This window comes from Streptomyces sp. NPDC031418 (assembly GCF_055581605.1).
Map to the genome: position 1 here is coordinate 1 of NZ_JBVIJC010000023.1, position 20,313 is coordinate 20,313.

Annotated in this window: 15 protein-coding genes and 2 pseudogenes; 6 read left to right on the plus strand and 11 right to left on the minus strand. The window is 70.3% G+C overall.

What is annotated here, in order from left to right; translation table 11 throughout:
- Nucleotides 1-397 precede the first annotated feature (397 nt).
- Both adhE and ACZ5CZ_RS29730 read left to right on the plus strand, forming a co-directional pair.
- Nucleotides 398-3,085: a bifunctional acetaldehyde-CoA/alcohol dehydrogenase gene (adhE, locus tag ACZ5CZ_RS29725; protein WP_468947377.1), complete on the plus strand. Its 2,688-nt coding sequence runs from the start codon at nucleotides 398-400 to the stop codon at nucleotides 3,083-3,085.
- Between the two features lie 215 nt (nucleotides 3,086-3,300).
- Entirely contained in the window at nucleotides 3,301-3,765 is a 465-nt protein-coding gene (locus tag ACZ5CZ_RS29730) for a pyridoxamine 5'-phosphate oxidase family protein (RefSeq protein ID WP_468947378.1), read from the plus strand.
- A gap of 48 nt (nucleotides 3,766-3,813) precedes the next feature.
- On the opposite strand, the gene ACZ5CZ_RS29735 is transcribed toward ACZ5CZ_RS29730, so the two are convergent.
- The 5 genes and pseudogenes from ACZ5CZ_RS29735 to ACZ5CZ_RS29755 all read right to left on the minus strand — a co-directional run bounded on the left by ACZ5CZ_RS29735 (nucleotide 3,814) and on the right by ACZ5CZ_RS29755 (nucleotide 8,409).
- Nucleotides 3,814-4,386, minus strand: coding sequence for a universal stress protein (locus tag ACZ5CZ_RS29735; RefSeq protein ID WP_468947498.1), 573 nt, complete (start codon nucleotides 4,384-4,386; stop codon nucleotides 3,814-3,816).
- A pseudogene (locus ACZ5CZ_RS29740) lies at nucleotides 4,363-4,740 on the minus strand (universal stress protein); the annotation flags it as partial. The gene ACZ5CZ_RS29735 and the pseudogene ACZ5CZ_RS29740, both read right to left, overlap by 24 nt.
- 13 nt (nucleotides 4,741-4,753) lie before the next feature.
- Nucleotides 4,754-5,533 (minus strand): pyruvate formate-lyase-activating protein, encoded by a 780-nt coding sequence (gene pflA, locus ACZ5CZ_RS29745; RefSeq protein WP_468947380.1) that lies wholly within the window; start codon nucleotides 5,531-5,533, stop codon nucleotides 4,754-4,756.
- A complete protein-coding gene (pflB, locus tag ACZ5CZ_RS29750) occupies nucleotides 5,530-7,791 on the minus strand; it encodes a formate C-acetyltransferase (RefSeq protein WP_468947382.1) in 2,262 nt (753 codons plus the stop codon). The genes pflA and pflB overlap by 4 nt, the downstream gene beginning before the upstream one ends.
- 177 nt (nucleotides 7,792-7,968) lie before the next feature.
- Nucleotides 7,969-8,409: a pyridoxamine 5'-phosphate oxidase family protein gene (locus ACZ5CZ_RS29755; protein ID WP_385848308.1), complete on the minus strand. Its 441-nt coding sequence runs from the start codon at nucleotides 8,407-8,409 to the stop codon at nucleotides 7,969-7,971.
- Between the two features lie 180 nt (nucleotides 8,410-8,589).
- Here ACZ5CZ_RS29755 and ACZ5CZ_RS29760 point away from each other — a divergent pair, with 180 nt between their 5' ends.
- Complete coding sequence (locus tag ACZ5CZ_RS29760; RefSeq protein WP_385848307.1) at nucleotides 8,590-8,721, plus strand: hypothetical protein; 132 nt, start codon at nucleotides 8,590-8,592, stop codon at nucleotides 8,719-8,721.
- 375 nt (nucleotides 8,722-9,096) lie between these two features.
- Here the strand turns inward: ACZ5CZ_RS29760 and ACZ5CZ_RS29765 are convergent, their stop codons facing one another.
- Nucleotides 9,097-9,498, minus strand: coding sequence for a hypothetical protein (locus tag ACZ5CZ_RS29765; RefSeq protein WP_468947384.1), 402 nt, complete (start codon nucleotides 9,496-9,498; stop codon nucleotides 9,097-9,099).
- 317 nt (nucleotides 9,499-9,815) lie between these two features.
- Between ACZ5CZ_RS29765 and ACZ5CZ_RS29770 the strand changes: the two genes are divergently transcribed.
- Nucleotides 9,816-11,510: a sensor histidine kinase gene (locus ACZ5CZ_RS29770; protein WP_385848305.1), complete on the plus strand. Its 1,695-nt coding sequence runs from the start codon at nucleotides 9,816-9,818 to the stop codon at nucleotides 11,508-11,510.
- 85 nt (nucleotides 11,511-11,595) lie between these two features.
- Here ACZ5CZ_RS29770 and ACZ5CZ_RS29775 read toward each other — a convergent pair whose 3' ends face one another.
- Both ACZ5CZ_RS29775 and ACZ5CZ_RS29780 read right to left on the minus strand, forming a co-directional pair.
- A complete protein-coding gene (locus ACZ5CZ_RS29775; RefSeq protein WP_385848304.1) occupies nucleotides 11,596-11,997 on the minus strand; it encodes a DUF1003 domain-containing protein in 402 nt (133 codons plus the stop codon).
- Nucleotides 11,998-12,143: 146 nt separating this feature from the next.
- Complete coding sequence (locus tag ACZ5CZ_RS29780) at nucleotides 12,144-14,528, minus strand: phosphoketolase family protein (RefSeq protein WP_468947387.1); 2,385 nt, start codon at nucleotides 14,526-14,528, stop codon at nucleotides 12,144-12,146.
- A 936-nt stretch (nucleotides 14,529-15,464) separates the two neighbouring features.
- Here ACZ5CZ_RS29780 and ACZ5CZ_RS29785 point away from each other — a divergent pair.
- On the plus strand, nucleotides 15,465-15,908 hold the full coding sequence (locus ACZ5CZ_RS29785; RefSeq protein ID WP_387056536.1) for a hypothetical protein: 444 nt from the start codon (nucleotides 15,465-15,467) through the stop codon (nucleotides 15,906-15,908).
- Between the two features lie 224 nt (nucleotides 15,909-16,132).
- On the opposite strand, the gene ACZ5CZ_RS29790 is transcribed toward ACZ5CZ_RS29785, so the two are convergent.
- Nucleotides 16,133-18,253, minus strand: coding sequence for a SpoIIE family protein phosphatase (locus ACZ5CZ_RS29790; RefSeq protein ID WP_385848301.1), 2,121 nt, complete (start codon nucleotides 18,251-18,253; stop codon nucleotides 16,133-16,135).
- Nucleotides 18,254-18,415: 162 nt separating this feature from the next.
- Between ACZ5CZ_RS29790 and ACZ5CZ_RS29795 the strand changes: the two genes are divergently transcribed.
- Complete coding sequence (locus tag ACZ5CZ_RS29795) at nucleotides 18,416-19,060, plus strand: carbonic anhydrase (RefSeq protein WP_385848300.1); 645 nt, start codon at nucleotides 18,416-18,418, stop codon at nucleotides 19,058-19,060.
- 157 nt (nucleotides 19,061-19,217) lie between these two features.
- Here the strand turns inward: ACZ5CZ_RS29795 and ACZ5CZ_RS29800 are convergent.
- Nucleotides 19,218-19,767 (minus strand): annotated as a pseudogene (locus tag ACZ5CZ_RS29800) (L-threonylcarbamoyladenylate synthase); the annotation flags it as partial.
- Nucleotides 19,652-20,203, minus strand: coding sequence for a carbohydrate-binding module family 20 domain-containing protein (locus tag ACZ5CZ_RS29805; protein ID WP_387056537.1), 552 nt, complete (start codon nucleotides 20,201-20,203; stop codon nucleotides 19,652-19,654). The pseudogene ACZ5CZ_RS29800 and the gene ACZ5CZ_RS29805, both read right to left, overlap by 116 nt.
- Between the last annotated feature and the right edge of the window lie 110 nt (nucleotides 20,204-20,313).

A 20,313-nucleotide genomic window follows, 5' to 3' on the forward strand; every position in this document is an offset into this window, starting at 1 on the left:
ACAACGTCCACAGTTCTTCCGGCGCCATCCGCTCGACAAGCGCAGCAGTCATCACCCCAGACTGCCGCAAGATCACGCCAACTGAAATGACGTCTTAAGGACCGGCTGCGCAGCCGGATGAACCTGGTTCTGCACCGCAAGGAGGAGGCCCGCAGGTCGGCCACTCCGCCCCCGTGGCGCGGCGGCCGTGCCGGCAGCGGGGAACTGCTCGCCTGAGTCGACCGGTCTGGCCGGACCAGTGCCGGTCAGCCCCCGGAAGGGACCATCGGCACCTGGGAGTCGGGATCAGGCGGAAAGAGAGTGGAGGCGTGAGCGGCACCGAATCCCCCGCGGTGCCGCTCCGGTCCGCACACCGTCGGCCAACGCCGGCGGCTCTCGTCAACGGAGGCGCTCCCCAATGACCCGTCATCAGGCCGGAATCCAGGCAGCAGCAGTTGCCGACGCGCCGTCCGACATCGCCATCGCCGTGGACCAGCTGGTCACGAACGGACTCAAGGCGCTCGCCGACTACGACGCCCTCACTCAGGAGCAGGTCGACCACATCGTCAAGAAGGCCTCGGTCGCCGCCCTGGACCAGCACACCGCGCTGGCTCGCCTCGCCGTGGAGGAGACAGGGCGTGGGGTCTTCGAGGACAAGGCCGCGAAGAACATGTTCGCGTGCGAGCACGTCACGCACAGCATGGGCCCGATGAAGACCGTCGGCGTCATCGCCCGCGACGACATCGAGGACATGACCGAGGTGGCCGAGCCGGTCGGCGTGGTCTGCGCGATCACTCCCGTCACCAACCCGACCTCCACCACCGTCTTCAAGGCCCTGATGGCGCTGAAGACGCGCAACCCGATCGTGTTCGCCTTCCACCCCTCGGCCCAGCGGTGCAGTGCGGCGGCGGCCCGGATCGTACGGGACGCGGCCATCGCCGCAGGCGCGCCGGAGCACTGCGTGCAGTGGATCGAGACCCCGTCGGTCGAGGCGACCGGCATACTGATGCGCCACCCCGGCGTCTCGCTGATCCTCGCCACCGGCGGCAACGCCATGGTCCGGGCCGCCTACTCGGCGGGCAAGCCCGCCCTTGGAGTCGGTGCCGGCAACGTTCCCGCATATGTGCACAAGAGCGCGAAGCTGCGCCGGGCCGTCAACGACCTGGTGCTTTCCAAGTCGTTCGACCACGGCATGATCTGCGCCTCCGAGCAGGCCGTCATCCTGGACGACGAGATCTACGACGCGACACTGGCCGAGTTCCGCGCTCTGCACGCTCACCTGGCGACCGCCGAGGAGAAGTCGAAGCTGGAAGCCTTCCTGTTCCCGGCCGGCCGCACCAAGGCAGGCTGTGAACCCAAGGTCAACGCCGAAGCCGTCGGTCAGAGTCCGGCATGGATCGCCGAGCAGGCAGGCTTCACCGTCCCGGGCGACACCTCGCTGATCCTGGTCGAGGCCGAACGGGTGGGCCCGGACGAGCCGCTGACCCGGGAGAAGCTCTGCCAGGTGCTCGCCGTGCTGCGCGCCGACTCCGCACAGCAGGGCTTCGACCTCGCCGCCGACATGGTCGCCTTCCACGGCCAGGGTCACACCGCGGTCATCCACACCGAGGACCAGGCGCTGGCGGAGGCGTACGGCCAGCGCATGAAGACCGTACGGATCATCGTCAATGCCCCGTCCTCGCAAGGCGCCATCGGCGGCATCTACAACAGTCTGCTGCCGTCGCTCACCCTGGGCTGCGGCTCGTGGGGGCACACCTCGGTGTCCGACAATGTCTCCGCAGTCCAGCTGCTGAACATCAAGCGGGTCAGCGCGCGCCGCAACAACCTGCAGTGGTTCAAGGTGCCGCCGAAGATCTACTTCGAGGCGCAGTCCCTGCGCTACCTGTCCTCCATGCCGGACGTCCACCGCGTCACGGTCGTCACCGACGCCACCATGACCCGCCTCGGCTTCGTCGACCGCGTCAGCCGCGTCCTGCAGCGGCGCCACGAGCCGGTCACCCTCCAGATCATCGACAACGTCGAGCCGGAGCCGAGCATCGACTCCGTGCAGCGCGGCGCCCAGCTCATGCGGGACTTCCGCCCGGACACGATCATCGCACTCGGCGGCGGCTCCCCCATGGACGCCGCCAAGGTGATGTGGCTGCTGTACGAGCACCCGGACGTCGACTTCGCCGACATGCGGCAGAAGTTCTCCGACATCCGCAAGCGGGCCTTCCGCTTCCCGGTCCTGGGCACCCGCGCGCGCCTGGTGTGCGTGCCCACCACGTCCGGCACCGGCGCGGAAGTCACCCCCTTCGCGGTCATCTCCGACCCCGCAAGCGGCAAGAAGTTCCCGCTCGCCGACTACGCACTCACTCCGAGCGTGGCCATCGTCGACCCGCTGCTTACCGCGGACCTGCCCCCGGCGCTGGCGGCCGACAGCGGCTTCGACGCCCTCACCCACGCCATCGAGGCGTACGTGTCCGTCTACGCCAACGACTTCACCGACGGCCTGGCCCTGCACGCGATCCGCCTGATCTTCGACAACATCGAAGCGGCGGTGAACGACCGCAGGGGCCGACCCGACGCGCGGGAGAGGATGCACAACGCCGGCACGATCGCGGGCATGGCCTTCGGCAACGCCTTCCTCGGCATCGTGCACGCCATGTCGCACACCCTCGGCGCCACCTTCCACATCGCACACGGCCGCACCAACGCGGTCCTGCTGCCGCACGTCATCCGCTACAACGGCACCGTACCCGCGAAGCTGACGGGCTGGCCCAAGTACGAGCACTACCGCGCCCCCGAACGCTTCCGGGACATCGCCCGCACCCTCGGCCTGCCCGCCTCCACCGCGCAGGAGGGCGTGGAGTCGCTGGCCAGCGCGATGGAGCGGCTGCGCGACGTCGTGGGCATCGAGCCGTCGTTCCAGGCACTCGGTGTCGACGAGCGCGCCTTCCTCGCCGCTCTGCCCCGACAGGCCTTGAACGCGTACGAAGACCAGTGCGCGCCCGCCAACCCACGCATGCCGATGCTCGACGACATGCAGGAGATCATGCGCGTGGCCTACTACGGCGACGAACTGGGGTGGCCGGACACGGACAAGGGCCGAACGGCCCTGGTGTGAAGAGCCCAGAGGCCGTTCCAATGACCTGATCGAGCCTGTCCGCGGCCGCCCGACCCGGTACGCCGCGGACAGGCAGCCCCGCAGGCCTCGAAGGGACGTCGCACATGCCTTACCGGCGCACCGCTCGTCGCGACGGTGACAGACCATGCGTCCGCCTGGCCGCGCCGGCCGAAGACACACCGCAGTGAGCAACGAAACCGCATGGAAGCCACCCCGTGACCACTGACACCACGCAGACTGTCCCGAGCGGGCCGCGCCGGAGCATCGAGCTCGACGGCGACGAAGCCCTGCGGCTGCTGGGCAGCGTCTCCTTCGGCAGGATCGTCTTCACCCGCCAGGCACTGCCGACCGTCCGCCCGGTCAACCACGTCCTGGACAATGGCGACATCGTCATCCGCATCCATGAGGGCGCGGCGCTGACCGCACGCGGCGGGCAGGCCGACGGCCAAGGCGTCGTGGTGGCATATGAGGCCGACTCCATAGACCCCGACACTCACCTCGGCTGGAGCGTCGTGGTCACCGGCTTCGCCCGGCTCGTGACCGACTCGCATGAGCTGGCCCGCTACCAGGAACTGCTCACCCCCTGGGTGAACCAGACCATGGACTATGCGGTACGCATCCGTCCCGACCTGATCACCGGGGTCCGGCTCACTGCGGACGAGGAGCACGATCCCGCCTGATCGCGATGTTCGATTCCGACTGAAGGCGGCGTGAGAACTGGAGGGTTCTCACGCCGCCTTCAGTGGGATACGGGTTCTGGCTCGCCCGGCAACCTGTCGGTCCTGGGGGACCACCGCGACCGGTGCGGTGGCGTGGTGCAGCACCGCGTGGGCGACCGGGTCGATCACCGCGCCGATCGGCGTCCGGCGGAGGCGGCGGCCGATCACGACGAGGGACGCGTCGCGCGAGGCCTCCACGAGGTGCGAGCCGGCCTTGCCGATCACGGCCTGCTCTGTCACCTCTACGCCGGGGAACGTGTCCCGCCAGGGCTCCAGCGCCTCGGACAGGGCACGGTGCATCTCGCCGGTGAGTTCGTCGTGCAGTTCGGCGTTGAGGTCGCCGCCGTTGTCGTAGGAGGGCGGTTCCGGGTTCCGGCCATGGACGACGCGCAGCCTCGCGGCACGCTGAGAGGCGGCTTCGAAGGCGAATTCGATCACGGTTGCGTTCGGAGCCGCAGAGTCGAGGCCGAGGACGACGTCGCGGAACGGCGTCGGCCCGGACCGGAAGGCGCCGGGCTGGTGTTCGTCCTCGGGGCGCAGGCCGCCCCGCACGAGGACGACAGGCCGTCGGCTGCCCGCCACGACCGCCTGGGCGACGGACCCGGGCAAGAAGCCAGCCACGCCGCCCAAGCCCTGAGACCCCAGCACCAACAGGCCGGCTTTCCGAGCCACGCCGAGCAAGGCGGTGACGGGTTCTTCGGTACGACGGTCTCGGTGGTGGTCCGCAGGCCCGGGTGGGGCCGCGCGATCGTCGCTTCGGTATCGCGAGGCATATGGTCCGTCCAGCGAATCCGCTCGTCCGGACTCAGGGAGGGCTGGGATGCCCCACCCCAGGGAGAAGGAGGGTTGCTGCCGCCCAAGGGCGTGGACCAGGTGCAGCGGGAGGTCCCGGAGCAGGGCTTCCCTGGCTGCCCAGTCGGCGGCGGTCAGGCTCTCCGGGGATCCGTCCTCACAGCGCCCGCAGTCCGTGCTCCCGGAACTGCTCGCGCACGCGTTCCGTCAGCTCCGGATCGGGCACGGGCGTGTCGCGTAGCGGGAAGTCGATACCCAGAGCGTCGTACTTGTGGGCGCCGAGTTTGTGGAAGGGCAGGACGTCCACCCGGTCGACGTTGCTCAGCCCGGCCAGGAAGGCGCCGAGAGCGTCCACGGCGGACGGGTCGTCGGTCCAGCCGGGGACGAGGACGTAACGGATGTGCACGGGGACGGCCAGCCGATCCAGCAAGGTGGCGAAGTTGAGCGTGGGGGCCAGCCGGCCGCCGGTGAGCCTGCGGTAGGTGGTGGCGTCGAACGACTTGATGTCCAGCAGCACCAGGTCGGTGTCGGCGAGGAGTTCGTCGGAGGCACGCGCACCCAGGAATCCGGAGGTGTCCAGCGCCGTGTGAAGTCCGGCCTCCTTGCAGCGGTGCAGGAGGGAGCCGGTGAATTCCGGCTGGAGCAGCGGTTCTCCGCCGGTGATGGTCACCCCTCCCCCGGCCGTGGTCAGGAAACCCCGGTACTTCTCGATCTCCTCCATCACCTCGTCGACCGAGGCCTCTCGCCCCTCACGCATGTGCCAGGTGTCCGGATTGGCGCAGTACAGGCAGCGCAACGGGCAGCCGCTGACGAACAGGACGAACCGGGTCCCGGGACCGTCCACGCCGGTGGACAGGTCCCAGGAGTGCACCCGGCCCGTGAGCGGTCCCGTTGCCGGGGCCGCCTGCAGTGACGCGGAGGTCGCCGTGGTGTTCACAGCGCCCCGTGGAAGGTGCGGCTGATCACGTCGAGCTGCTGCTCACGCGTGAGCCGGACGAAGTTGACCGCGTATCCGGAGACCCGGATCGTCAACTCGGGGTACCTCTCGGGGTGTTCCATGGCGTCCTCAAGCGTTGCCCGGTTCAGCACGTTGACGTTCATGTGGAAACCACCGGAGGTCATGTACCCGTCGAGGATGCCGACCAGGTTTCCGGCACGCTCCGTGGGATTGTGGCCGAGCCCCTCGGGAGTGATGGTCGTGGTCAAGGAGATTCCGTCGCGGGCCTCCTCGTAGGGCAGCTTCGCCACCGACAGGGCCGATGCGACGACACCGTGCCGGTCCCGGCCGTTCATGGGGTTGGCGCCGGGTGCGAAGGGCTGTCCGGCACGGCGGCCGTCGGGGGTGTTGCCGGTGTGCTTGCCGTAGACGACGTTCGAGGTGATGGTGAGGACTGACTGGGTGTGCTCGGCGCCACGGTAGGTGGGGTACTGGCGCACCTTGGCCATGAAGGACTCCACCAGGTCGACGGCGATGCTGTCGGCGCGGTCGTCGTTGTTGCCATACGCCGGGAAGTCGCCCTCGGTGCCGAAGTCGACGGCGAGTCCGCTGGCGTCCCGGAACACCTTCACCCGTGCGTACTTCACGGCGGACAGGCTGTCCGCGGCCACCGACAGACCGGCGATCCCACAGGCCATGAACCGGTGCACCGGGTAGTCGTGCAGCGCCATCTCCAGGCGTTCGTAGGCGTACTTGTCGTGCATGTAGTGGATGACGTTGAGCGCGTTGACGTAGGTCCGGGCCAGCCAGTCCAGGACGTGGTCGTAGGCCTCGATCAGTTCCTCGTAGTCGAGGTACTCACCGGTCAGCGGGGGCGCGGAGGGCGCGACCTGTTCGCCGGTCATCTCGTCGCGGCCCCCGTTGACCGCGTAGAGCAGCGCCTTTGCGAGGTTGACACGTGCGCCGAAGAACTGCATCTGCCTGCCGACCGCCATGGCGGAGACGCAGCAGGCGATCGCGGTGTCGTCCCCGGTCCGGGGGCGCAGCAGGTCGTCGGATTCGTACTGGACGGCGCTGGTGTCGATGGAGACCTGGGCGCAGAACTCCTTGAAGCCGTCGGGCAACCGGGGCGACCAGAGCACGGTCAGGTTGGGTTCGGGGGCGGGGCCGAGGTTGTAGAGGGTCTGCAGGAAGCGGAAGGAGGTGCGGGTGACCAGGGTCCGGCCGTCGGCGCCCATGCCGCCGATCGACTCCGTCACCCAGGTCGGGTCACCGGAGAACAGGGCGTCGTACTCGGGAGTGCGCAGGAACCGCACGATCCGCAGCTTGATCACAAAGTCGTCGATCAGCTCCTGGGCCCTCCTCTCGTCGATGATTCCGTCCGCCAGGTCCCGCTGCAGGTAGACGTCGAGGAAGGTGGAGGTGCGGCCGAGCGACATGGCCGCACCGTTCTGCTCCTTCACCGCAGCCAGATAGCCGAGGTAGAGCCACTGCACAGCCTCCTGGGCAGTGGCGGCGGGGCGGGACACATCACAGCCGTAGGACGCCGCCATCCGCGTCAGCTCGTCCAAGGCCCTCATCTGCTCGGCGAGTTCCTCCCGGTCACGGATGACCTCGGTGGAGGACGCACAGGCGTCGAGCAGGGCACGCTCGGCCTTCTTGGCCTCGATCAGACGGTCCGTTCCGTACAGAGCGACGCGCCGGTAGTCGCCGACGATCCGGCCGCGTCCGTAGGCGTCCGGCAGTCCCGTGATGACACCGGCCTTGCGGGCGGCGCGCATCTCCGGTGTGTAGGCGTCGAAGACGCCGTCGTTGTGGGTCTTGCGGTAAGTGCCGAAGACCTTGGTCACGAACGGGTCGGGCTCGTAGCCGTATGCCTTCAGGCCGTTCTCGACCATCCGGAGGCCGCCGTTCGGCATGATCGCGCGCTTCAGCGGGGCGTCGGTCTGCAGGCCGACGATCAGCTCACGGTCCCGGTCGATGTAGCCGGGGGCGTGAGAGGTGATCGTCGACGGGGTGGCGGTGTCCACGTCGAGGATGCCCCTGCGGCGCTCCTCGGGGAACAGAGCACTCACGTTGCGCCAGACGGCGAGCGTGCGCTCGGTCGGACCGGTCAGGAACTCCGGGCCGCCTTCGTATGGCGTGTAGGTGACCTGGATGAAGTCGCGTACGTCGATCCCCTCGCGCCAGCTCCGGCCTGTGAACCCACGCCAGGCATCGGCGGGAGCGTCCACGTCTGGACGGGTTGCCACGGTCATCACTGCCTCCGCATCGTTCGCGACACCGCACACGGACCGTTCCGTGCGCGGCTCCACTGACGATGCTCCTCACGCGCCCCGGGGCGGGGCAGGGCCTGCGGGAACCCGTCGCCGCGCCGTCCGGCCCCGCACCGTTGGGCCCTTCGGTCCACGTCGCGGGCACGTGGTGCCCCGCGGTCAGGCGGAGCGGTGCAGGCCGTACATCGTGCGGCCGGCGGCGAGTTCACGGCCGGTGACCAGTTCAGGCTCGATGCGCACGAACACCTCCTCGGGTGAGGGAGCCCAGGAGCGCGGGCCGATCCGCTCCAGGCGGACCGCCTCGGGCGGATCCCTCACGATCTCGGCGCGGCCGGTGACGACAACGCTCCAGCCGGAGTGTGTGTCCACGTCGGCCGCATCCGCCTCGAAGGCGACGATGGCGCTGTCGACCGCGCGGGCCAGCTCGGAGGTGGCTGAGGTGCGCAGCAGTACCGCTCCGTCGGTGTCCAGGCCGAAGTTGACCGGCACGACCGCCGGCAGCGCCTGGCGTGTGTAGACGATGCGGCCGATGGGAGCCGTGGCCAGCAGGCGCAGGCATTCGTGACGACCGAGTTCGCGGAAACCATCGTTCGGGTACATGAGTCAGCCCGTCTTTTCGCCCGGTGCAGGGGGGTCACAGTCCATGCTGAGCCCGCGAGCGGCCTCGGGTGAGGGCCACGTGTCCCGCACTGGCCGGAGAGCGGCCCGAGGAAACGCGGCGGCGAAGGGGGGGCCGTACGGCCCTTCCGGCGCGCCCATGGGCCCGGGTGTCCTCGGACCATGGCCGAAACCCTCGTCACCTCCGCACCCCGCCACACCGAGCGTGCCGCCAACGGGACGACCGTCGTGGAGCTGCGCGGCGAGATCGACATCCTTACGGCACCGTCCCTTGGGCGCGCCTGGACGATCTGACGGCGGTCGTCCTCCCCGGCCTCGTGGTGGACCTTCGCGCCGTGTCCTCATCGAGTGCGCCGGACTGGGGGTGCTGTGCCGGGCGCGGACCAGGGTCATGGAACGGCACGGCCGGCTACGTCTGATCACGGACAGCGGCCGGTTCCTTCGCGTACTGCGCGGTGCGGGACTGGATGGCGTGTTCGAGAACCTCGGTCGCCTGCCCGAAGCGCTGAGTGCTGCGCCCGGCCGGCCCCTCACCGGCGCGGGCTGACCAGACCGTAGGCGAGCAGGCCGCACACCACACGGAGACGAAGTTGAGCGTCATCCCACCTGATCTGATGCACGTCGCGGAGTGGCCGGGCCCTCCGGGCGGTAACCGAGGCGGATCAGCATCTACGCATGGCCGGTGAGCTCCGGTACGGGGCTCAGGTCGCGGCGCAGGTCGGGCCACTCCATCGGCTGGTGCAGCAGGGAGGCACGCACACCGTGCGCCGTGGCCACCAGCAGGACGTGCTCCAGCGCCTGCCGGGCGCGCAGCCAGTCACTGCGACGGTCGTGCCCGGTGGTCAGCAGGGCCACAGGCAGGGGCTCGAAGGGCTGGGCGGGGAGCCGCTCAGGGTGGCGTTGAGCGGTGAAGTCACGTATGAGCAGCTGTTCGTGCGCGTCCTGCGGCCCCAGTGCCGCTTGGGGAATGCCGACGTCGGCAGAGTCGTCCCGGTCCCGGTGCACCCATCGGCGGCTCTCCATCGCCCGGTCGGGGTCGGTGCGGTTGCGGTGCTCAGCCGCCATGACCACGCGCAGGAGCCGAGCCGTCTCGTCGGCCCCGGGAAAGGTCAGGGAGGCGCCTTCCGTTGAGCGGCTTCGGCGAGTTCGGTGCGAATGCTCAGCATGGGCTTGGCCCGATGGGCCCTCCGCTTCCGCGCGCTCCAGCCCTGGCTCATGTCCGGCCCCCCACCAGCCGACCGCTTGCGAGCTGTGCCCTCGCTGTCGGGCGGGTGCCGTCGAACGGACTTGGCTCGTCGGGCATGCTAGGGGGAATATGCCGCGAGACGGCGAGGGGAGCTGTGGTGGACGAACGCGCGCAGGGTTCGCGTGAGGTGGAGACGTCGGGGATGTCTCCACAGCTGCGGCTGGACGCACTGCTGGAGGACCTGCAACAGCAGGTGGCTCAGGTGCGGGGGGCTCGGGACCGGGTCCACACGCTGCTGGATGCGGTGCTCGCGGTGGGCTCCGACCTGGACCTGGAGGTGGTGCTGCACCGCATCGTGGAATCCGCGGTGGCCCTGGTCGACGCCCAGTACGGGGCGCTCGGCGTCCTCGGCGAGGAAGGCACGATCAGGCAGTTCATCACGGTCGGCATGGGCGACGAGGCGATCGCCCGCATCGGGCACTACCCGCGCGGCGAGGGCATCCTTGGCCTGCTCATCCGGCACCCGGAACCGCTGCGCCTGGCGAACCTGGCCGAGCATCCGGCGTCCGCCGGCTTCCCGGCCGGGCACCCTCCGATGGCCAGCTTCCTCGGCGCCCCCGTCCGGGTGCGCGATCAGGTCTTCGGCAACCTGTACCTGACCAACAAGCAGAGCGATACGGAATTCGACACCGACGACGAGGCGGTGCTGCGCACCCTGGCCGCGGCGGCCGGTGTGGCGATCGACAACGCCCGGCTGTACGACGACGCCCACCGTCGGCAGCGGTGGCTGGCGGCCAGCAACGAGCTGACCCGCAGCCTGCTGTCCGGCGCGGAGCCCGCTGCCGTACTGGAGTCGTTCACCGCCACCGTGCGCGAGATGGCCGACGCGGACCTGGTCACGCTGGCGGTACCGGTCGGCGACCGCGGCGAGCTGGTCATCGAGGCCGCCTCGGGATCGCCGACCGAAGAGGTCCGGGGGCTGCTGCTGCCCGCCACGGCACTGGCCGCGAAGGTCTACGCATCGGGCGAGACGATCACCAGCGAGGCCGTGAGCGCCGACCCCCGCGCCGAGGGCGGCAGCGCCTCGGTGGTGGAGCTGGGTCCCGCGTTCTTCGTGCCGCTCGGTACCCGGGAACACGTCCGCGGAGTGCTGCAGGTCGCGAACGTTCCCGGCGGCGCCCTCTTCACCGACGCCGTGATCGACATGGTGACCGGGTTCGGCAACCAGGCCGCGCTGGCCTTGGACGTCGCCGAGCACCGCCGGGACACCGAACGCATGGTCGTCCTCAACGACCGGGACAGGATCGCCCGGGATCTGCACGACCTGGTCATCCAGCGCCTGTTCGCCGGGGCACTGTCGCTGCAGTCCACACTGGGCCGAGTCTCAGACCGGCCGCAGGTCAGCGAACGGATCCAGCGCGTCGTGAACGATCTGGACGACACCATCAAGATCATCCGTTCCACCATCTACGGACTGCGCGAGCACGACCAGCCCCGTCGCGGCAGCGGGCTGCGCGCGCAGCTGGTGGCGGCCACCGAACGGGCCACCGAGCCGCTCGGCTTCGCCCCCGCGCTGCGCATGACCGGGTTGCTGGACACAGCCGTATCCGCCGAACAGGCCGAGCAACTACTGGCCGTGCTCGGCGAGGCCCTGTCCAACGCCGCCCGTCACTCGCACGCCACCGCCGTCGACGTCGGCGTCGAGGTCACCGACTCCGCCCTGCGGCTGCATGTGGCCGACAACGGCCGCGGAATCGACCCCGAGGTCACCCGCCGCAGCGGTCTGGCCAACCTCCGCAAACGCGCGGAGGAGATGGGCGGTACGTTCCGCCTGTCCGCGAATCGGCCGAGCGGCACCGTCGTCGAGTGGGTTGTACCGCTCTCCTCGAGCGCCTGACGCTTTCCGTACGGGACCGACGTCGTGAACTTCGACGCACGGCCGGCCTGCCCACTGACGTGCGCACCTCGGGGCTGTCACGCGGCTACTGCTCACCGTCGTCGACCAGACGCCTGTGGAGTTCCATGGTCATCGCGTGGATGGCTCGGGTGAGTTCGGTGTTGGTCTTGAGTTCCAACTCCTGCTCGACGAAGTCGTGGTCGGCCTTCATCTGCTGAAACGCCGCCTGACGGTTCTGGCCGATCATGACGAACGTCGACAGGAAGATCGCTTCCAGTGACACCACCAGGGTCAACGTAGGCCAGGGGCTGGACTCGAGGAGCAGCATCCAGACCGCGAAAACGACCGCGTGGATGTAGACGAAGGTCATCGAACCGGCGAATTCGGTGATGGCGTCGGCGACACGGAGCTGGACGTCTCCAGTGCGCCTGCTGTGATGCGCGACCACCGCCGGGTGGTGCCGGACTCCAGCCGCGAACAGGCTCATCTGGGCGCACCTCTCACTAAGCGGTCGTCCAGCGAGCGGGCCGGCAGCATCCGAAGGGCTGTCCGGTGGCGATCGCTGGGTTCTGTGAGCCGTGCGCCCCGGCGATGTGTCGGGCGTCGCCGGGGCGCGGGGTGGGACGTAGCCGCTCAGCCGTCCCAGGTCCAGTCGGCGATCTCGGGCAGGTCCATACCGTGCTCGCGGATCCAGGCGTGGTGGCGCTGCCGGGCGTCCTCCATGTTCTGCCGTACGGCCGCCGCTCGGACTGCGAGCCCGGGTACACGGTCGATGACGTCCATGACCAGGCGGTAGCGGTCGAGGTCGTTGCGGACCACCATGTCGAACGGCGTGGTCGTGGTGCCGATCTCCTTGTAGCCGCGCACATGCAGGTTCCTGTGACCCGTGCGGCGGTAGGCCAGCCGGTGGATCAGCCACGGGTAGCCGTGGTAGGCGAAGATGACCGGCTTGTCGGGGGTGAACAGGCCGTCGAACTCGAAGTCGCTCATCCCGTGCGGGTGTTCCTCGCTCGGCAGCAGCCGGGCGATGTCGACGACGTTGACCACCCGCACGGCCAGCTCGGGCAGGTGGCGGCGCAGCAGCTGTGCGGCGGCCAGCACCTCCTGGGTCGGGACGTCGCCGGCACAGGCCAGCACCACGTCCGGTTCACGGGTACCGTCCTCGGTGCCCGCCCACTCCCAGATACCCGCGCCGCGCGCGCAGTGGACCTTCGCCTCCTCCATGGAGAGCCAGTCGAAGCAGGGCTGCTTGCCGGCCACGATCACGTTGACGTAGTCCTTGCTGCGCAGCGCGTGATCGGCGACCGACAGCAGGGTGTTGGCGTCCGGCGGGAAGTAGACCCGCACGGCCTCGGGGCTCTTGTTGAGGATGTGGTCGACGAAGCCGGGGTCCTGGTGGGAAAAGCCGTTGTGGTCCTGGCGCCACACGTGCGAGGTCAGCAGGTAGTTGAGGGAAGCGATGGGAACGCGCCAGGGCAGCCGACGGGTGGTGCGCAGCCACTTGATGTGCTGGTTGACCATCGAGTCGACGATGTGCACGAACGCCTCGTAGCAGGAGAACAGCCCGTGCCGGCCGGTCAGCAGGTAGCCCTCCAGCCAGCCCTGGCAGGTGTGTTCGGAGAGAATCTCCATCACCCGGCCGTGGCGCTCGAGGTGCTCGTCCACTTGGAGCACCTGGGCCTGCCACGCCTTGCCGCTGGCCGCGTAGACCGCCTGGAGACGGTTGGAGGCGGTCTCGTCGGGGCCGACGATGCGGAAGTCGCGCCGCACACTCGTGGCGTGCATGACGTCCTGGAGCAGGTCGCCGAGGACGCGGGTGGGTTCGTGGAGGGTCGCGCCGTGCTTGTCGACCTCGACGGCGTACTTCTCCAGGGGTGGCAGGGGCAGCTCGCGCAGCAGCAGGCCGCCGTTGGCGTGGGGGGTGGCGCCCAGCCGGCGCCTGTCCTCGGGGATGCAGGCGAGTACCTCGGGGCGCGGTGCGCCGTGCTCGTCGAACAGCTCCTCCGGTCGGTAGGAGCGCATCCACTGCTCCAGCTGGCGCAGATGCTCGGGGTTGTCCCGGACTGCGGCCAGCGGGACCTGATGGGCACGCCAGGTGCCCTCCACGGGCAGTCCGTCGACCTCGGCCGGGCCGGTCCAGCCCTTCGGGGTGCGCAGCACGATCACCGGCCAGTGCGGCCGCTCCGCCACGCCGCCCTCGCGGGTGCTGCTCTGGATGGCCGCGATGCGCTCCAGTGCGTCGTCCATCGCGGCGGCCATCGCCCGGTGGACGGCCATCGGGTCGTCGCCGGTGACGTGAAGGGGGGCGTGTCCGTAGCCGCGCAGCAGTTCGTCGAGTTCGTGCTCGGGCAGCCGGGCCAGGACGGTCGGGTTGGCGATCTTGTAGCCGTTGAGGTGCAGGATCGGCAGAACGGCGCCGTCGTGGACGGGGTCGAGGAACTTGTTGGAGTGCCAGGAGGCGGCCAGCGGCCCGGTCTCCGCCTCGCCGTCACCGATCACGCAGGCGACCAGCAGGTTCGGGTTGTCGAGAGCGGCGCCGTAGGCGTGGGCGAGCGAATAGCCGAGTTCGCCGCCCTCGTGGATGGAACCGGGGGTCTCCGGGGCGACGTGGCTGGGCACCCCGCCGGGGAAGGAGAACTGCTTGAACAGTCGGCCCATGCCCGCCGCGTCCCGTGTGACGTCCGGGTAGGTCTCGGTGTAGGAGCCCTCCAGCCAGGAGTTGGCCAGCACGGCCGGACCGCCGTGACCGGGCCCCCAGATGCACAGGGCGTCCAGGCCGCGGGCCTTGATGACGCGGTTGAGGTGGGTGTGCACGAGGTTGAGGCCGGGCGAGGTGCCCCAGTGGCCCAGCAGCCGCGGTTTGACGTGCTCGGGACGGAGGGGTTCGGTGAGCAGGGGGTTGGCCATGAGGTAGATCTGGCCTACGGACAGATAGTTCGCGGCGCGCCAGTGAGCGTCCAGCGACCTCAGCTCATCCTCCTCCAGTTGGACGGGCGTCTGCTGCGTGTCGACGGACATCGGGGGTCCTTTCCGCGTCGGGGCGGGGGTGCGGGTGCCGTGCGTGCCGGTTTGTAAGCCCTACCCTCTGCCGCCACGCCGGGTACCCAACAGGGCCGTTCGGGCCACCCCTGCCGCGCAGCCAGACGGAGCATCCGTCGAAAGAAGCCTGGAAGCCCACGTCAGCAACACGCCACGAAGCCAGAAGGCCAGGACTGACCCCGTTTACGGAGACCGGAAAGGCGTCCGCACACACGGCCCGAAGGAGGCGCGCCCATGGGAGCACTGGTCTGACTGTTGCTACCGGTCGTCACCGAGGTGGGAGCGGGCATCTGCTCCATCCTCGTGCAACGCGTCCACGCTCCGCCGCTGGGACGTGATTTCGCCCGCCCCCAGCGGATGAGGGACCTATTGGAGCGGAACGCGGTCCCTGACCGGCGCTGAGCTCATGTACCTCCGACTGAGCGCCCGGGACGCCCTGGCGAAGACCAAGGACGAACTCGCCGCGGAACGAGAGCGGGTCCGCGCCCTCGTGTGTGCCACAGCCGAGCTGTCACTCGAGCTCGCCCAAGGGCGCGAAGAACGTGCAGCACGCCCCGGCCCGCCCGCGCTCCGGCTCAGCCAGAGGCCCGAAAAGCCGCGCGGGGCCGGCTGGACGGTGCGGCATGGCCTGTCGCGCTACACATGGGCCCCGCGCACGCTGGCGGCGAAGCCGGGCTGGAACCACATCACCTGCCCGCTCGGCGAGGCGATCCGGTGGATCTCCAGAGGCGTGTGCATCCCCACACCGGCCGGGCGGCACGGTGTGGTGGACGGCCCCCGCGTACGTGGAACTGGCGGCCGCCGGTTCAGGGCTGGAGGCGGACACCGAGGCAGCTGCGCGTGCCGGGGGCGCCGAGCAGGCCCGCCGTTGTGCCGCCGCGCATGCTGCTGCCGCCGGACAGCGGCTGCAGGGCTTTGCTGCAAGCACAGGAACGGCAGGCCGACCAGGCACGTCAGGCCGCATTCCTCGGGCACGCCGGTATAGACGCCCAGGTGTGGCCCGCCTTCACGCAGCTGGTCCGTACCGTCTCCGGCAAGACGGTCGAGGACGGCGGGCAGAGCCATGGCAACGGGCTGCTCGTCTACAGCAGGCCCCACCCGGGCCGCGAGTTCCGGCTCGCCGGTGTGGTGTGCCCCGATCCTCAAGCACTCGCCCAGTGGCCGGCAGAGCCGACGATCCTGGTGCCCGGACGCTCCTGGCTCGCCCGCATCCAGGCCACCACTCGTACCCCGCTGAAAGTAGCGGTCCTCACTCCGCTGTCCAAGCGCTGCGTCTTCCTGCGCATCGCACCCGGACCCGAGCCCGTGATCTGTCCGCGGAGCACCGGCCAGGCAGGGCACCGGACAACGGGCGGGTGAGCCGGGTGCGAGCCAGTACGCGTCCGGCAGGGCGGTGGTCACAGCTTCCGGTGCGGGTTCCATGGTTGCGGCACCGAGACGACATGCGGTCAGGCAACGCTCCTGTCCACCTCGGGCCCGCGCTCCTCCGAGTGGGTAAGAGGCCCTGTGTGGCGGCTGCCGGAGGGGGTGGACGCCGAGCGCGGGATTCGGTACGGCGGACACCCTGACGCCGGCAGGACGGATCAGGTGGATGGGGCTGGCCGGAGCAGGAGCAGGGCGACGTCGTCGGTGCGTTCGTCACCGGCGCGCATCGCTGTGGTGAGGGTGTCGGCGAGGGTGGACAGGTCGGTCGGTCCGCCTCCCAGAGCGTTGGCGAGGGCGGTGATGCGGGCATCCAGCGGTTCGTCGGGAGTTTCGACGAGGCCGTCGGTGAACAGGGCCAGCACCGCCCCAGGCGGTAGGGCGAGGGTGTGGGTGGGGTAGATGGCACCGGGGTCGATGCCGAGCAGCAGACCGGGCTCCAACTGCACGATGCTCGTGATGGCGTCGAGGCACAGGAGCGGTGGCGGGTGGCCGGCGGTGGCCAGGCACACGGTGTGGGCGGCGAGGTCGATACAGGCGTACAGGCAGCTGGTGAACAGTCCAGGATCGAGGTCGCACAGGAGCTGGTTGGTGCGGGTGAGGACCTCGTCGGGGGCGGCGCCGGCGGTGGCGTGGGCGTGGATAGCGGTGCGGACCTGGCCCATCAGGGCGGCGGCAGCCACGTTGTGGCCCTGAACGTCGCCGATGACCGCCCCGACGGTGGTGGCGTCCAGGCGGATGAGGTCGTAGAAGTCGCCGCCGATCTCCATGCCATGCGTGGCAGGGAGGTAGCGCGCCGCCACCTCAAGACCGGGGACGTCCGGGAGGGCGCGCGGCAGGAGACCGGTCTGCAGGCTCTGCGCGAGGGCGTGCTCAGTGTCGTAGAGGCGGGCGCGGTCCAGCGCCTGGGCGATCAGGCCGGCCAGCGAGGTCAGCGCCGCCCGCTCCTCCGGCGCGAAGACGTGAGGCTGGACGAAGGCCAGGACACAGGTGCCGACCGGTTTGCCGGAGGCGATGAGCGGCAGGAACGCCCATGCCGCCATCCCGTCCTCCCGCTGAGCGCGAGCCGGGAACGCGCGCGCCAGGTCCTTGCGGGTGGAGAAGAAGCCCGCCACCCCTTCTGTCAGGGCCCGCACCCCAGGGGTGGGCGAGGTGAGCGGAGTGCCGTCGAAGAGGTCCATAACCTCGGCCGGGTAGCCGCTGTAACCCACGATCCGCAGCCGCCCGCCCTCAGCGACCAGCACCGTCAGTCCCTGTGCGCCGAACGCGGGCAGCACCGTGTCCGCCACCACCCGCACCACATCCTCGGCCCCCACCGCCTCGGTCAGCGCGCCGGCCAGATGCATCAGGTGGTAAAGCGCCCCCACCCGCGGCGGCGTGCCGAGGGCTGTGCCGGCCTGGGACGGCTCAGCGGCGACTACGTCGGCCGGGCCGGCTGTGGGGGTGATGCGCACGCTGATTCCGGTGTCGTCGGGGAACAGCTCGAAGCGCAGCCACGCCCCGTCGGGACGCTGGGCGGTGAACGAGGTGGGATGACGGCTGATCACGGCTGCGCGGTAGCGGTCTTCGTATACCGGGTCGTCCAGCCACGCCAGCGCTTCCCACGGCAGAGCGCCGAGCAGGCGCTGCTCCCCGGCGCCCACCAGGCGGGCCGCGGCGCGGGTGATGAAGGTGATGTGGCCGTCCAGGTCGAGCGCGACGCCGGGCTCGGGCAGCCGCTCGGCGTAGCCCGCCGCGACATCTGCTGCCGCCGGGGGTGCGGGGTCTTTGGTCATGGGGCGTGCCAGGGTGCGTGCGGCCGGAAGTGGGGCCAGCGGCTGTCCCGTCTGCTCGGCCGCGGCCAGCACGTGGCCGAGGAACGCGCACACCGACGCGACGCCGGCCCTCACCGCGGGCACCAGGTCGTGCCGAGGCCCGGGCCACAGCAGCAGCAGTGCCCCCACCACCGTCCCGTCGTGCAGGATCGGGGCACCGGCGAGTGCGAAGTGGTAGGGCAGGACGAGCGCGGCGCGCGGGTAGCGGCGCGCCAGCTCCTCCTGGGAGTCCACCCACACCAGGTCCCGGACGTGCACCGCGTCGGTCACCGGCACCGGGTAGGCGAGGGAGATCCGCTGCCACGGCTGAGCGAACTCGACCGGCAGCCCGGTCATCACCTCCAGCGTGAGCACCCCCTCCCCGGGAGCCAGCACGTACACCCCGGCGGCGTGCGCGCCGAGGTCCCGCACCGCCTCGGTCAAGAGGTGGTCCAGCAAACGCCGCCCCAGCCCCGTGCCCTCGGACAACCGCTCCTCCCTCCAGCCGGTGCGACGTGATCCGGCGCGGCTCATACGACCGGACAAACAATCACTTTACGGGACGATATTGCGTGTGGAGGCGGTGCGTGATGCCGTCCACGGTGTGGGCCTGGGGCAGCCGCGGCGGGTGCTGCCTCGTAAGCTGCCGCCATGACCGAGAAGATCCACACGCCGTCGCCCCGCGAGGCCTTCGAGCTGCTCATGGCCGGCAACCAGCGCTTCGTCTCCGGCACGCCCGAGCACCCGAACCAGGACGCCGTCCGTCGCACCGAGACCGCACCTTCCCAGCAGCCGTTCGCCGTGCTGTTCGGATGCTCCGATTCCCGTCTGGCCGCTGAGATCATCTTCGACCGCGGCCTGGGCGACCTGTTCGTGGTCCGCACCGCCGGTCACGTCATAGGGGCGGAGGTGCTCGGCTCCATCGAGTTCGGCGCTTGCGTCCTGAACGCGCCGCTCGTCGTCGTCCTTGGCCACGACTCGTGCGGCGCCGTCGCCGCCGCCTGCTCCGCCCTGGAGAACGGGCAGACGCCGGGCGGCTTCGTCCGCGACGTCGTCGAACGGGTCACCCCGAGCGTGCTGGCAGCCCGCGCCGCCGGACGTGAGAGCGCCGAGGAGATCCTGGCCGAGCACATCGAGCACACCGTGGACCTGCTGCTGGAACGCTCCCGGGTCCTGGCCGAGCGGGTGGCTGACGGCCGCCTCGGCGTGGTGGGCCTGTCCTACCGGCTGGCCGAGGGCAGCGCCCAGCTCGTCGCCACCCGCGGCCTCGACGTCGCGGGTCCCACCGCGTCCTGACTCGGCCCCGCTCACCCAGAAGATCGCGGATCCAGCCCGCGGCCGCGCCCGAGCCGGTAGGGCCGCGGGCTGCCACTGCGGGAGAAGAGGAGAATCTCAGGCGAGGATCGGCACGCGCCCGGCAGCCCGCCCATCAGGCGTGGGTGCTCGGGGGTGGTCACACGGTTGTACGGGGCCCCGCGGCGCGGCGGAGCCGGTTGGCGATCGCCAGGCCCAGCCCCTCCTCCGCCAGCAAGGACGCGACGATGCGGTCGCATCCCTTCTGGTCGAGTTCGCGCAGGAACCCGTACAGGCCGCGCGTAGGCGGCCGCCGAGGCGGGCACCTCCACCGCGGCGTGCGCCTTCACCGGCGCCCCGGCGAATGCGCCGGGGAGGAAGACGCCCACCCGGTGCCCCAGGCCGGAAGCGACTTCCGCTTCGGCGACGACCTTCTCAGGCTCGACCAGGACGACCCGCGCCCGCGGTGCGTAGTGGGGCGGGTGCCGGCCCGGCACCCGGACGCGACTGGTCGCAGGCGCAGTGAGCGGGTGCCCCAGCACTGCTTCAAGGTCCTCGCGCGTCACCCCGCCGGGTCGCAGGATGGCCGGGGTCTCACCAGTGACGTCGACGAGGGTGGACTCGACGCCGACCTCGCAGCGGCCGCCCTCCAGCACGAAGTCGACGGCGTCGCCGAGCTCGGCAAGGACGTCGTCCGCCGTGGTTGGGCTGCAGTTGGTGGGGGCCGGACCACAGGGGGTAGGTGCTGGGGCCGGTGGCCGGGGGGAGGGCCTTGGCGGGGTCCCAGTTGCCGAGGTCGGGCAGGTTGCCGGTGACGTAGAGGTTCTGGCCCCAGTTGGTGGTGGCGGTGGCCTGGTTGCACTGCACGGTGGTGCCGACGCGAAGCCGGATGCTGGCCGCCCAGTGCGGGTACGCGCTGGCAGTCGTGCCCAGGGGAATGGCTCTGGCCAGGTCCCAGGAGCCCAGCTGCTGCACGGGTGTGGGGCGCCGTGCCGGCGAGCAGTCAGGCGAGGAGCACAGCGAGCATGAGTATCGGCCGCCAAGCGGCCGATACTCGGCTATGTGCCGCGAGCATGGCATGTCCTTCTGTGTAGGAGTCGGCGGGTGCCCCGCCGAGGGGCGTCCGTCTCCCCCGTCGGCCCGCATCCCGAAACAAGTCTCGATTGCTGCGGGCAGTCCTTCCTCCGCCGCTCAGACCTGGGGCACCACCTTCGATCCCGCCCAAGCGGGCTGGCAGCCGTATGCCGCCGCCAGCC

What these genes read in the sequence shown, in the direction of transcription:
- ACZ5CZ_RS29755 (WP_385848308.1), bottom strand. Translation starts at nt 8,409, where the DNA reads ATGTACCCGAACGATGGTTTCCGCGAACTCGGTCGTCACGAATGCCTG.
- ACZ5CZ_RS29770 (WP_385848305.1), top strand. Translation starts at nt 9,816, where the DNA reads ATGTCTCCACAGCTGCGGCTGGACGCACTGCTGGAGGACCTGCAACAG.
- ACZ5CZ_RS29805 (WP_387056537.1), bottom strand. Translation starts at nt 20,203, where the DNA reads ATGCGGGCCGACGGGGGAGACGGACGCCCCTCGGCGGGGCACCCGCCG.
- ACZ5CZ_RS29775 (WP_385848304.1), bottom strand. Translation starts at nt 11,997, where the DNA reads ATGAGCCTGTTCGCGGCTGGAGTCCGGCACCACCCGGCGGTGGTCGCG.
- ACZ5CZ_RS29780 (WP_468947387.1), bottom strand. Translation starts at nt 14,528, where the DNA reads ATGTCCGTCGACACGCAGCAGACGCCCGTCCAACTGGAGGAGGATGAG.
- adhE (WP_468947377.1), top strand. Translation starts at nt 398, where the DNA reads ATGACCCGTCATCAGGCCGGAATCCAGGCAGCAGCAGTTGCCGACGCG.
- pflB (WP_468947382.1), bottom strand. Translation starts at nt 7,791, where the DNA reads ATGACCGTGGCAACCCGTCCAGACGTGGACGCTCCCGCCGATGCCTGG.
- ACZ5CZ_RS29795 (WP_385848300.1), top strand. Translation starts at nt 18,416, where the DNA reads ATGACCGAGAAGATCCACACGCCGTCGCCCCGCGAGGCCTTCGAGCTG.
- ACZ5CZ_RS29760 (WP_385848307.1), top strand. Translation starts at nt 8,590, where the DNA reads ATGGCCGAAACCCTCGTCACCTCCGCACCCCGCCACACCGAGCGTGCC.